Annotated in this window: 10 protein-coding genes and 3 pseudogenes; 6 read left to right on the top strand and 7 right to left on the bottom strand. The window is 61.9% G+C overall.

Features of this window, described 5'->3' with window-relative positions; all coding sequences use genetic code 11:
• Positions 1-42 precede the first annotated feature (42 nt).
• A complete protein-coding gene (locus OKW40_RS29770) occupies positions 43-654 on the bottom strand; it encodes a TetR/AcrR family transcriptional regulator (protein WP_429493963.1) in 612 nt (203 codons plus the stop codon).
• Positions 655-989: 335 nt separating this feature from the next.
• On the opposite strand from OKW40_RS29770, the pseudogene OKW40_RS29765 reads away from it, so the two are divergent.
• Together OKW40_RS29765 and OKW40_RS29760 are read left to right on the top strand one after the other, a co-directional pair.
• Positions 990-1,695, top strand: a pseudogene (locus OKW40_RS29765) (SDR family oxidoreductase).
• 34 nt (positions 1,696-1,729) lie between these two features.
• Positions 1,730-1,861, top strand: a pseudogene (locus OKW40_RS29760) (alkene reductase); the annotation flags it as partial.
• Positions 1,862-2,118: 257 nt separating this feature from the next.
• Here OKW40_RS29760 and OKW40_RS29755 read toward each other — a convergent pair.
• Entirely contained in the window at positions 2,119-2,463 is a 345-nt protein-coding gene (locus tag OKW40_RS29755) for a DoxX family protein (protein ID WP_429493072.1), read from the bottom strand.
• A 2-nt stretch (positions 2,464-2,465) separates the two neighbouring features.
• Complete coding sequence (locus OKW40_RS29750; protein WP_429493071.1) at positions 2,466-3,389, bottom strand: NAD-dependent epimerase/dehydratase family protein; 924 nt, start codon at positions 3,387-3,389, stop codon at positions 2,466-2,468.
• A gap of 130 nt (positions 3,390-3,519) precedes the next feature.
• Between OKW40_RS29750 and OKW40_RS29745 the strand changes: the two genes are divergently transcribed.
• Positions 3,520-4,125 (top strand): TetR/AcrR family transcriptional regulator, encoded by a 606-nt coding sequence (locus tag OKW40_RS29745; RefSeq protein WP_184061501.1) that lies wholly within the window; start codon positions 3,520-3,522, stop codon positions 4,123-4,125.
• Positions 4,126-4,262: 137 nt separating this feature from the next.
• Here the strand turns inward: OKW40_RS29745 and OKW40_RS29740 are convergent, their stop codons facing one another.
• Positions 4,263-4,508: a hypothetical protein gene (locus OKW40_RS29740; protein ID WP_429334639.1), complete on the bottom strand. Its 246-nt coding sequence runs from the start codon at positions 4,506-4,508 to the stop codon at positions 4,263-4,265.
• Between OKW40_RS29740 and OKW40_RS29735 the strand changes: the two genes are divergently transcribed.
• Complete coding sequence (locus OKW40_RS29735; RefSeq protein WP_090807765.1) at positions 4,500-4,817, top strand: hypothetical protein; 318 nt, start codon at positions 4,500-4,502, stop codon at positions 4,815-4,817. The genes OKW40_RS29740 and OKW40_RS29735 overlap by 9 nt on opposite strands.
• Positions 4,818-4,886: 69 nt before the next feature.
• Positions 4,887-5,138 (top strand): DUF1488 domain-containing protein, encoded by a 252-nt coding sequence (locus tag OKW40_RS29730; RefSeq protein ID WP_018425166.1) that lies wholly within the window; start codon positions 4,887-4,889, stop codon positions 5,136-5,138.
• A gap of 284 nt (positions 5,139-5,422) precedes the next feature.
• On the opposite strand, the gene OKW40_RS29725 is transcribed toward OKW40_RS29730, so the two are convergent.
• Positions 5,423-9,364, bottom strand: coding sequence for an autotransporter outer membrane beta-barrel domain-containing protein (locus tag OKW40_RS29725; RefSeq protein ID WP_429493962.1), 3,942 nt, complete (start codon positions 9,362-9,364; stop codon positions 5,423-5,425).
• Positions 9,365-9,811: 447 nt separating this feature from the next.
• Positions 9,812-10,723: a CHAD domain-containing protein gene (locus OKW40_RS29720; RefSeq protein WP_429493070.1), complete on the bottom strand. Its 912-nt coding sequence runs from the start codon at positions 10,721-10,723 to the stop codon at positions 9,812-9,814.
• Positions 10,724-10,965: 242 nt separating this feature from the next.
• Here OKW40_RS29720 and OKW40_RS29715 point away from each other — a divergent pair, with 242 nt between their 5' ends.
• The gene (locus tag OKW40_RS29715) at positions 10,966-11,334 is read left to right on the top strand and encodes an NUDIX hydrolase (RefSeq protein WP_090807757.1); all 369 of its coding nucleotides are present in this window, start codon (positions 10,966-10,968) and stop codon (positions 11,332-11,334) included.
• Positions 11,335-11,438: 104 nt separating this feature from the next.
• Here the strand turns inward: OKW40_RS29715 and OKW40_RS29710 are convergent.
• Positions 11,439-12,681 (bottom strand): annotated as a pseudogene (locus OKW40_RS29710) (cystathionine gamma-synthase family protein).
• Positions 12,682-12,742 lie beyond the last annotated feature (61 nt).

Here is a 12,742-nt window from a genome sequence, read left to right as displayed (position 1 = left end):
CACGCATACCCACGCAGGGCCCCCGGGGCCGCAGGCGGCGTATCAGCCATCCGACCTGCTGCGGCGCCGGCTGTCCGGCGTGACCGGGTCGTCGAGCGCGTCGACGAGCGTGCGCCGCCCTACGTCGAGGATTTCGTCGGCGAAGGCCGAATCGACGCCTGCGATCGCACGCGACAGCACGAGCGCCCCGACCATCTGACTGAACGCTGCAATCGCATTGCGACGGGTTTGTTCCGTCGTCGCGCCTTCCGTGGCGATCATGGCTGCAAGCCGGTCGAGATAAGCGGCGAGGCCGCGCGCGTAGGACGCACGCGCCGCGTCGGTCATCCGCGCAGCGTCGCCAGCAAAGCCGGACAGCGGGCACCCTGCTTTAACGTTGTCGCGGTGCGAGGCCGACAGGTAGCGTGCCGCCTGCTTCCCCAGGCTGCCGCCGTTTGGCGAATCCGCGTAGTCTTGCATCGCCTTTTCCATGACCGCGGTGACCAGCGCATCCTTCGACTTGAAGTGGTTGTAGAAGCCGCCCTGGGTAAAACCGGCTTCCTTCATCAACTCCGTCAGCCCCACGGCATCGATTCCGCGTACCCGGAAAAGCCGCTCGGCGGCCGCGACGATCGCGCTGCGGTTCTCGGCGGCCTGCTGTCGTGACACCCCCATCGATCTCTCCCTTATACAAGCGATCGCGTCGATTGAAAAACACAATGTCGATCACCATTGACATACTCGAATTACGTCGACACAATTCGCCATAAGACGATGGTGATCGACATTGTCACGAGTGTAGCCGACTTTCGCGCACAACGCGAAGCAACGCCGGCGTGGCACGGATGGCAGTCCAGGTTCATCGCGGTTCTTTGATGCCGGCGGGCGGCGGACGTTGGCGCCGTTCGGCGGCGCAACGGTTCGGTACGCAAGGGCAGGTTTGTTTTCTCCGGATTTCACGCGCGCTGCGAACCGGCGCCCATGCGATTCGTCATGCGAAAGGATGAGATATGAAGATCGAAGGTGCTGTTGTTTTCGTGACGGGTGCGAACCGCCGGGCTTGGCCTTGAGTTCGCGAAGCAGGCGCTCGAAAGAGGAGCGCGCAAGGTCTATGCGGGCGCGCGCGATCCGGCCAGCGTAACGCTGCCGGGCGTCGTGCCCGTGAAGCTTGACGTGACCGATCCGGCGGCCGTGGCCGCTGCCGCCGACGCGGCGGGCGACGTCACGCTTCTGATCAACAACGCGGGCATCGCGCGGCTCGGCAGTCTGACGGACGACGGCGCGCTCGACGCGTTACGCGATCACTTCGACACCAACGTGTTCGGGATGCTGTCGATGTCGCAGGCGTTCGCGAGCAACCTTGCCGGCAACGGCGGCGGCGCGATCCTGAACGTACTGTCTGTTGCGAGCTGGATAAACCGGCCGATCCTCGCGGCTTATGGCGTGTCGAAGTCGGCCGCGTGGGCGGTGACCAACGGCCTGCGTCACTCGCTGCGCGAGCAGCACACGCAGGTGGTCGGGCTGCATGCCGGTTTTATCGATACGGATCTGACGCGCGGGCTGGAAGTGCCGAAGGCGACGCCCGCCGACGTCGTGCGTCAGGCATACGACGCGATCGAGGCAGGGGCGGAGGAAGTGTCCACCGACGAGTTCACGCGGCAGGTGAAGGCCGGGTTGTCGGCAGGCGTCTATCTCGACGCTCCGGCGCCGCACTGAAGGCGCCGGAGCGCCCGCTCGTCGCGCGCGGGCAATCTGGACGGAAAAGCAGGTCGCGGGCTGGAAGGAGGTGACCTCTGCGGTTCACGCAGCCGGCGGTCCGATCGTCTCCCAGCTCTGGCACGTCGGGCGAGTCTCCGATCCCATCTTCCACGCCGCCGATATGCGCCACGACTGGCCGGTAGTGGCCGCGCGCTGCCCCATGCATGAGGGACCGTTTCCCGTGGCACGTAAAGCGGCGATCTGCGGCAGGCGACCCGGAGCGCCCAGCCATCGCTACAAAAAGCGGACGCATGACGCACGCGATCAAACTGGAGTTGCTCCAATGCAGCTATCGGTGCGCGTATTTCAAGTACCTGCAGCACGGATTGCCCGCACGGCCTGTTAGCGTCTCGGGCTCACTCGCCCGGTGGCAAGGAAGCCTCAACCGCGGACCGCCACAGTAGCCACAATGAGAGCCGAGAAGATCAGCGCCGGGGCGAGATGCCGGAACGGTTCCCGATTTCGTAGCAACGTGAAGAGCGCACCGATCATGATCGCACCGGCCAGGGTTAGGCCTAAGACTCTGGTTTGTCGTCCAGCAAGAAGTGCCGCAGTCAACAACTCGAGAGCGCCACAGAGCCACTGAAACCATGCCGGATAACCCCAGCGTGCGAAGTCGCGCTTCACCGCGCCGGGTCTTGCGAGATTGACCATCCCAGCAACCGCGAACAGAACCGCTACGATCGTCGCGAGGATCGATTCTAAAGACGCACTGTTCCACACCATCGTCATGCTCCGTTGATTTGCTGAAAGTGTTTTTGTGCAGAGAGGTCCGCAATCAGGCCGGGGCCATGGGGCTCCCACGCAAGAACTCGGCGGGCATGCTGGCCGCTTACTGTCTGGTCGAGCGCCAGTGCGTCGGCGAACAGTCCAAGCGATTTGCGAGCATCGTCGAGCGACCAGAGTTCGACGCGATCGGCGCCGACCGAGGCCCGAATCGCTTCACCCATTTCGGCAACGGCAACGGCATCTTCCGCGACCACGTTGAAGATCTGTCCCGTGACCCGACCGTCCCCGCTTGCCGCCTGTTCCACCGCGCTCAGGTAAGCCGTGGCGAGATCGTCGACGTGAACGGCAGGCCAGTGGTCGCGACCATCGCCGACGACCCTCACACTGCCGGTCTGACGGACCATCCCGGCAAGCATGCCGAAGACGCCACCGCCGTAGCCGTGCACCATCGCCGGCCTGAGAATCACCGCGGCAATCGAGCGGCTCGCCGCTAGCGCCCGCACATGTTGCTCCACTGCGGGCCGCCAGGCGATGAGTGGTGTCGGGTTCAGCGCCGAAGCTTCAGTCGCGGGCTTCCCCTCCGTATTGCCGTAGACCCAGGTGCCCGACGTATAGACAAACGCTGCGCCCGGCTGCAAATGCGAAAGCATCGCTACAGCCGCAGCCTCATCAACGGCACCGGCGGAAGCATCATTGGTCGACGCCATGTGCACCACGCCCTCGGCGGCACCGGCAGTCGCAGCGAAAGACTGTGGCTCACGCAGGTCGCCGGAATGCAGTGTCACGCCGAGATCTGCCAGCGCGCTGGCAGCAGCCGACCTGTCCTGACGCACCAGCGCCGTCACCTGATGGCCGCGGCTGATTGCCTTGCGCGCGACCGCTTGCCCGATGTAGCCAGTACCACCTGTCATGAACAGTTCCATTGCGTTCTCCTCGATGATTGCCTGCGAAGTTGATAAAGCACACGAACGAGACTTACCGGTCTCGTTTTGACAAATCTAAACGAGACTGACCAGTCTTGTCAACTACTCGGCGATCTGTTATTTATCTGGGATGAACACACCCTCTCTCCCCGACCTGAGCCCGCTGCAACGCCGTAAGCGGTCCGCCATCCTCGAAGGCGCGAGAACCGTTTTTTTAAGCCAAGGTTTCGGCCTGGCAACAATGGACGATGTCGCCGCGGCCGCTGGCGTCGGCAAACAGACGGTCTACCGCCACTTCAAGTCGAAGGAGGCGCTCTTCGTTGGTCTGGTGAGTTCGATGTGCGCTCAGGTGGGTGGACTTCTTGCCGGGGCTCAGGACGAGCAATCCGATGGATCACCCGAAGTCGAGTTGCACGAGTTGGGGTGGTTGCTGGCACGAAGCCTTATCGTGCCGGATTACCTGCGGCTTTACCGGGCCATCGTCGCTGAGGCCGAGCGTCTTCCGGAACTCGGCCAGGTGTTTTACGAAAATGGCGCAAAGGTCGTACGTGCCTTCGCGGCAAAAATTCTGCGAAAGCGATTTGACGAATCGACTGCTGTATTGCGGGCAGCGACATTCGTTCAGTTGGTGCTAGGCGACGCGTATCTGGAACTGTCAATTGGCTACACGGTGCCCGATGTTGAAGCGCGCTTTGCGCTGCAGATTGACGAGGCCGTGGCGGCGGCACTTCGCTAAAATGGGCCAACCCTGTCGGTTTTCCGCGTAGCGACCCTCCACATCAGTTCATTTTGACGCCGCGACCAAACTAAGCGCGTATGCTGGGGGTACCACCTTCTCACGCAACGCATCAGGAGCAACACCATGGCCAAGAGTCAATTACGCAGCACTCGCGAAGCGAAAAAGCCCAAGCAACCCGCGAAGCCGTCAGTGCCGGCAAAGCCGTTCAGCACGGTTCGTTCGCGGGTTGCGAACGAAGGTGTCGCCAAGAAGAAGACGTAAATCGGTTGGCCGCGGACACGCGGCACAGCGATCACATGCAACTTGTAACGTTCACCGCAGTAAATTGATATCTCCACATTGAAGGCGCAAACCGCTTCGGGAGGTGCATCATGATCCATCACCACTCGGACCCCACTTTTCGTGGGCTTCCGCTCACGGCCGAGCAAGACTCGGAAATTCGTCATTACCTGAACAGGAAGGCCAAGCTGGGCAAGCCATGGAATACTCCCGAGCTGCGCGGGATGCTTGAGGACATGCTGCTGCCGCCAAGTACCGAAGACGACAGCGAGAGCGATATTCCGGGCGACGCGTCGAGCGCCGCTGAGCGCGCAGCCGCGTTCGTCGATCAGGACATGGAACCAATCGAGGCGTATGAGGAATTGCATGCCGCGATGGAAGCCGAAAGCATGAAAGGCGATCCGCACTAGCGGGAGCGCTCCGCGCAGGTAGTGAGCGTGCAACCCGGTCCATCTGAGGCATAGAACGAAGGACGACACATGGCACTCAGTTTTTCCAACCCCAGCCGCAGCTATGATGGGATCAGGCATGGCGTGTGGTTCTGGGGATACGACAAAGCACGCGAGATTACCTTCTTTGTTGAAGACCGCGTACTGAAGCATTTCGACTCCGCCCTCGGTACTGACGAAGCCGAGGTGCTGGCCTCCTTCGACCGGAATCGCAATGAGATCCTGAAGGTCGCCATGACCCTCTATGCCGAGGGGCCGCAGACTCTCTACACGCTGCACTAAAGCTTCATCCGGTCACCCATGCTGAATGAGTTGATCCAGTTCAGGCGATCAACGCGTTTTCATACAGGCTCGATCCGCTGCTGCCGGTCGACGGCTTCCGCATCCTGAGGCTGTTTTTGATGCACTTCGGCCAGTCGCCGGGGCGATCGCTGACGACTTCTCGACCGAAGTCGACTCTTGATATCAGGACCGGCAAGGCAGTTATCAGTCTCCTTTGCCTGCCTACATTTGTGCATCCACGACCTGGAAGGTCGGGATGCAGGACACCTTGCACTTTAGAGGCCCTACCATTGATAGCGCACGCCGAGATCGCCCGCGACGCCACTACGGCGGACATTGCTGTCTCCACTCACGGCGAACTGGTAGCCGAACTGTCCGTAAAGGTTCAGCCGCTCCTTGAGCCTGGCGGTGACACCGCCGGCGAGCTCCAGTCGCGTGGCCTGCACATTCAGCGGCACCCGGTCATTGGCGAAGGTCGTGGTGGCCTCGGCATTGAAATCCCGCCACAGGTTGGCACGCACATACGGCTGCCACACCGCTCCCTGGCTGCCTTCGATGGTCCACTTCCCGCGCACGCCGAGGCGGCCACTCGCGCCCGAAGTGGAGCCGAGGGAGACTTCACCCAGACCATCGTTCGCGTCGGAAAACGACACGTGCTGCCAGATGATCTGCGCCTGAGGCTCCAGCTCGAAACCCGGGCCGAGCGGCAGGGGGATCGGATAGCCCCCCTCGAGTGATGTCGCGAAGCCCGTACCCCGGACCGGCAGATTCGCAAACTGAGTGGTCGCGGAGCCGTCGTAGTGCGTACCCTGCACAACCGCATCGACATACCAGCCACTGGGGCCGTAGTCCGTCCAGTAGCCTCCGCCTGTATATGCATTCAGATGCATTGAGCCGGTGTGCTCCAGCGTGTATCCGGTTGCCGCTGCGTTGGTGACCAGGCCATCGACATCTGCACTGCCGTAGCCGTATGCAAAGTAGACGCCTGCAGCGTCGCGATGACCGGGCCAGACGCTTCCACGCCATACGTCGAGACCGGTCTGCACGCCTCCGACTCCGCCGCTCACGCGCGGATCGGCGTAAGACTCGTAGCGGTTGTCGATCTGGCCGCCGAACACGCGTCCCCAGGCGGAGCTTGCCCAGCCCGAGCCGCCCGCGCCGCCGCTCTCCGTCGTGAGCGTGTCGCCGATGCGCTCATGGAGCGTCCCGAGCATCTCGACACCCATCTGCCGGGCGACCGGTTGAACTACGCCATAGGTGGCCAGTTCCGGCCCGATGATCGGGTAGACGCCTGGCGGCAGCGGATCCGGTGGGGGTTCGGTGCCAGGTCCAGTTTCCGGTTCCTCTTCGCTTCCCCCCGGTGGGGGCGACACGACGAACGACGAGCGCAGAAACCAGTCCTCGGGATTGCTGCTGTTGACGCCACCGCGAAACAAACGATAGTCTTCGGCGCCGCCGCGCGCCTCGCCGACGAGCGAAAAGGCGTCCGACGCCGTGGTGCCACCGTTGGTTGTCTCGACGACGAGAATGCCGTTCCCCGTCGTCAATCCACCGGAGCCGCCTGCGTTCGTGATACGTACGGCTGAAGGGTCGGCGCTGCCGCCGTTGATGATGAGTCTGTCCGACGGCGAGCCATCCAGACCGAGGAACGTGCGCAGCGCGAGCGTGCCGCCGGCACCCACGAAATTTTTGACAGTCATCGCACCGAATTGCCCTGCCGGGAGCCCGAAGCCCGGCTCAACCGTTCCGGCATTGGTGACGGTGTTCAAGTCCGTTCCTGTACCGCCCAGGGTTCCGTTCGCCTCCACATTGACCGGCGACTGCAACGAGCCGGTCAGATTGAGCACGCCATTGCGAACGTTCGTTGGACCAGTAAAGGTGTTCTGGCCGGATAACGTGAGCACGCCGTTGCCGGCCTTGGCCAGTGCCCCGCTTCCGGAGAGCACGCCGGACCATGTCGCGCCCATGCCGTTGGTGTCGATGGTCGACGTCGTGCTTCCGACCAGCGTTGCGTTGACGCCTGCGCTCAGCGCCGAACCCACCACCTGTATCGTTCCTCCACCGAGATTGAATGCATAGGTGCCACCCAGATTGTTGAAGTCGCCGAACAGCGAACTTCCGCCAATCTGCAGCGTGCCGCCCGACAGGTTATACGTGCCGTTGCCGGCCGCCGCGAGGAACAGTCTCGACGCGCTGCCGATTGCAAGGGTACCGCCGGTCTGGTTGATCGTACCGGTGCCCTGGCTACCCGAGGACACGACGTTCGAGCCGATGAACAGCGTCCCGTTAGCCACGTTGAAGGTGCCGCCGCTCAGGTTGAGCGTGCCGCTGCTCGGGTTGCCTTGCGTATTGCGGCCGAGCGTCATGAAGTCGGTGGTGCTGTTGCCGAATGCGACCGTTCCGCCCGCCAGATTGTAGGTGCCCGTACCGCCCTGGTTGCCGATGTTCAGCGACACCGGCGTGCCCGGCATACCGAAGACGACGTTGCCCGCAGTCTGCGTAACCGTGCCCGTGCCGCCGAAGTCGCCGACCTGGAGCGCGGAGTTGAACGTGAGCGTGCCGCCGCTCACGTTCAACGTGCCAGACGACGTCGATCCGGGGACCTGCGTCGCGAGGGTATTGCCGAGGCCCAGCGAAAGATAGTCGATCGCGGTGCTGCCGCTGGAGATCGCTAGTCCACCGCCCACCACAAAAGCCGAGCCGCCCTGAATCCGCGCACCGTTGATCGTGAACGTCCCTGCGCCAGTCTTGACGAAGATGCCTTGCAGCGCGTCGCTCGCCGTGCCGGCATTGATGATCGTGCCGGAGAAACTGGTGCTCGTGTTATCGGTGCCAACCACCAGTATGTTCGTGCCGTCGATCACGGTGCCGCTGCCCGACAGGTTCGGCAGCGGCACGACGCCCGTCGCGACCCCCGGAATCGGAGTGGTTGTGACGCCAGAAATATCGAAGGTGCCGTTGTTTAACATCCCGCTGGTCAAATTGATGCTGCCGCTTCCCGTCAGCGCCAGCGTGCCGGCAGAGATGGTCGTCATGCCGGTATAGGTATTCGCATTGGTCAGCGTGAGCACGCCGTTGCCGGCCTTGGCCAGTGCCCCGCTTCCGGAGAGCACGCCGGACCATGTCGCGCCCATGCCGTTGGTGTCGATGGTCGACGTCGTGCCTCCGACCAGCGTTGCGTTGACGCCTGCGCTCAGCGCCGAACCCACCACCTGTATCGTTCCTCCACCGAGATTGAATGCATAGGTGCCACCCAGATTGTTGAAGTCGCCGAACAGCGAACTTCCGCCAATCTGCAGCGTGCCGCCCGACAGGTTATACGTGCCGTTGCCGGCCGCCGCGAGGAACAGTCTCGACGCGCTGCCGATTGCAAGGGTACCGCCGGTCTGGTTGATCGTACCGGTGCCCTGGCTACCCGAGGACACGACGTTCGAGCCGATGAACAGCGTCCCGTTAGCCACGTTGAAGGTGCCGCCGCTCAGGTTGAGCGTGCCGCTGCTCGGGTTGCCTTGCGTATTGCGGCCGAGCGTCATGAAGTCGGTGGTGCTGTTGCCGAATGCGACCGTTCCGCCCGCCAGATTGTAGGTGCCCGTACCGCCCTGGTTGCCGATGTTCAGCGACACCGGCGTGCCCGGCATACCGAAGACGACGTTGCCCGCAGTCTGCGTAACCGTGCCCGTGCCGCCGAAGTCGCCGACCTGGAGCGCGGAGTTGAATGTGAGCGTGCCGCCGCTCACGTTCAACGTGCCAGACGACGTCGATCCGGGAAGAGTTGGGGCATTGCCCAGGCCCAGCGAAAGATAGTCGATGGCGGCGTCGCTGCTCGTCGCCGCCAGTCCACCGCCAATCACGAATGCGGAGCCCCCCCGGATCCTTGCGCCGTCGATCGTCAGTGTTCCGCCGCCCGTTTTGACAAACTGGCCTTGTTGCGACGTTGGATCGCTCGCAACGCCAGCATTGTTGATCGTGCCGGAGAAGCTGGTGCTCGTGTTATCGGTGCCAACAAACAGGACGTTGTTGGCGGGGGTGTCGATCGTTTCGCTCCCGGAGAGATTGGGTCGTTCAGTCACCGTCTGCTGCGCCAATGCCGGCACGGGTGCCAGGCCCATGAGCCATATGGCATGGAGGATGCAGAAAGGGTTGAGTCGCTGGTGCCGCGTCGTCAGCGGAATCGTCAATCGACCGCGCGCGCCGCCGGCCAACGTGCTTAACGATGCGCGATGAATCGTTCTTGCCGCCACGACGACCCTCCGTTACCTGCCGGTGGAAGTTTGCCAAGACACGCGAGCTTGACTTCGGGAGACCGACCCATCGACGTTGACTTTGGAAAGCATCTCCCCGAACAGTCGTTGCCTTACTGGTTGTGCGCACGCGATTGAGTTGTTGCCAAGTTCTGCTAAGGGTAGGTAGGCAGATTGATTTGTCAAGAATTAACCTGGAAGGCTTCGATTGCGGTCCTTTCATGCGAGTTACCAACGGCTCGCCACCCGAGAAAAGCGCCTGAGCATATCGTCGTGTCCCGATTGGATCTCCGCTTTCCAGATTGTCACTGACGTTTGACTGTCCCGGCGATGCTTCCGGTGAGCGGCTCCTCGTGGCCGAGCGCAGCCGTTTACCAACCGCGCGACAACCCGGTGATACTTCGGCATCCACACAGTCAGATCGCGCCCGCCTCAGTTAGAGATGCCTCGGACCCGCCGCGATGCCTCCCGCATCCGTTGGGACTTCTGCTTTCCCAACCATTGCAGCGATTCGCGCACGACCTCGGGCGGAACCTCATTGAATGACGCGCTGCGAATCAGCGCCTCGCTTGCGGCAATGTCGTTGAACTGCCCCAGCTTGTTCTGCACGGATGTCAATTCCTTGATGGTGCGACCGTGTCCGCCTTTGATAACGGGTTGAAAAAACTCCAGCAGGTACCTCAGTTTTTTGCCTGCCTTTCGAACGTCGTGAAGATCCTGCTCGTGGGTGTCCTCGCTGCGTGCAGCGCGTCTGCTTCGCTTTTGAAGTGCACGCTGTGCTAGACGGACACGCTTCTCGGCGAACGCCTGAATGGGTAGATTGTCGCAACGCGACAGCAGTGTGGTTTGCGCGCGAAGCATGACATCGTTCAGAAACGCCTCGACATCGTCGCTTTTGATCATCGTCTGGCTATGCACCACCGCCTGCGCGCGCTTCTCGCGCGCCGCGGCCACCAGCAGTTCGATCGAGGCGCCGGACTCCTTGGCGGCTCTCAGCAGATCGCCTGCTATGTCCCAGTCACGGGTTCCGCCTGCCACGGCCGCAAGACGCTTGAATTCTTCGGTGGCTTGCGCGGTCGATTCCTCTCCGAGGTATGGAGAGTACGCCCAGTACAAAGCCCGAAGCTTTCTGAAAGCGACGCGAAGCTGATGAAACCCTTCTGCATCGCTCTGCGTGGATAGCTCTCTTGCCCTTTGCACGGCTTCGGCCACCACTGGCGCCGCCAGCGACGAGAAGGTACTGGCGATGGAACTCGTTTTTGAAAGTGATGAACCGGCCGTCCGGCGGTTGACTTTGAAGAGAGTGTTTGGCCGTGGCAAGGACCAGTCACCATCCATATCCATTGCAGCCTCGAGTCGGATAGAAAATTCATTTGCCGAGACCTTACCATAGCGACTCTCGAGCGCCGAGATTGTGACGCGGTGATGACATACTTTAAGCTGCCGCGCGTCCGCTGTCCTCGCTTCGAAACATTACCGGCTTCTGCTGTTCTGTATTAGGATGCTCAACTATGTCTGGCAACGCCCGATACGCCGCCGTGTGGTGCGCGTCTTGAGAGCATCTGGGGCATAAGTGGGAGTTCGGTTTGAAGAAACGCGCCACCGTGATCTGTCGCAGAGGTAAGCGAATCCTTCTGGTCGCACGTAGTCAAGCAAAGTGGGCTTTACCGGGCGGGATCCTCAAGCGTGGAGAACATCGCACGGACGCCGCACTTCGGGAACTCAAGGAAGAAACTCAACTATCCGGCAAGTCGGCCAAGCATCTCTTCGACTTCCGAGGCAAGCAGAAGCACCATCACGTGTTTTCCTGCGAAATCCCGAATCGGGCCAAAGCGCGCCCGAGTAACGAAATATCCAGGTGTCGCTGGGTTCACATGGACGAGATCCGTCGCCTCATGACCAGCGGGCCGACGACCGATATCGTGAAGCTCATGTATCAGCGGCGCAGGAAGTAGCCCAGACCTTCAACTGATACCCCGGCGCCCGGATTGCATTGCTAGGAACTAAACAAGCGAGGCCGGCGCACCAGCCTCGCTCAGAATTTCGAAGGCCCGAAAAACTACGCCGCGAACTTGAGCGCCTGTGCGAAATCCGCAATCAGGTCGTCGATATCCTCGATGCCCGCGGACAGCCGCAGCATGCCGTCTGAAATACCCATCGCCTTGCGCGTTTCCGGCCCGGCTTCGAAAAAGATCGTCGGCGCGACGGGAATGATCAGCGTGCGCGTGTCGCCGAGACCGGTCGCCTTGACCGGCAGCTTGAGCGCGTTGACGACTTCGACCATGCGATCCACGTTGAGTAATTCGAACGACAACAGCCAGGATGCGCCCTTGAACAGCGTCTGTGCGATCTCGTATTGCGGATGGCTCTTCAGGCCAGGATAGAACACGTTGCCGATCGCTTCGTGCCCTTCGAGAAACTGCGCGAGCGCGAGCGCATTGTCGCTGCTTTGCTTCACGCGCAAGGCGAGCGTTTCCGCGCCCATCGCGATCGAGTGCGCCTGCTCGGACGACAATGCCGCGCCCATGTCTCGCAGGCCTTTCTTGCGGATCTGCAGCAGCCCCTGATCCTTTGCCGCCGAACGCCGATAGTCGTCGGCGATGTTCGGATACGCGCTCCAGTCGAACAGACCGGTATCCGTCACCGCGCCGCCGGAGGGCCGCGCCATGACCCGCGATAGTCTTCGTCAGCGAGTTGATGACGAGGCTCGCGCCGACCGCCTTTGGCTTGAACAATGCGGGCGAGGTAATCGTGTTATCGACGAAGTACACGATGCCGCGCTCACGGCACACGTCACCGATACCTTGCAGGTCGGGAATCTGCGTGCCCGGATTCGCGATGGTTTCGACGAACACCATGCGCGTATTCGGCCGGATTGCGTTCTTCACGTCGTCGACGTTGCACGCGTCGACGGTCGTGACTTCGACGCCGAGTGCCCGCAACGTGCCGAACAGACTGTTGGTGTTGCCGAACACGTAACGGCTCGACACGAGATGATCGCCCGCGCGCAGCAGCGTCAGGAACGTCGCGGTGATGCCGGCCATGCCTGTGCTGAAGCAGACCGTGCCGACGCCTTCTTCGAGGCTGGTGATCTTGCGCTCGAGCGCGGCGGTGGTGGGCGTGCCCTGCCGTGCGTAATTGAAGCCGCCTTTCTTCGTGCCCTGGAACACGCCGATCAGGTCCTCGACGCGCTCGAAACCATATTGCACGGACGTATGAACTGGCTGACGCAAGGCACCGTGCTCGGTGCCCGCAATTCTGTCGCCGTGAACGATGCCAGTGGTGAAACCTTGCTTGTCCATTCCTTCTCCGCTTTTTTAGATCGATTGCTTCCAACCGATTATCACCTGTAACCGCTCGCCG

This window comes from Paraburkholderia sp. RAU6.4a (assembly GCF_050435625.1).
GTDB lineage: Bacteria > Pseudomonadota > Gammaproteobacteria > Burkholderiales > Burkholderiaceae > Paraburkholderia > Paraburkholderia tuberum.
Note: the sequence above shows the minus strand (reverse complement) of the source record. Positions and strands in the feature narration are given on the sequence as shown.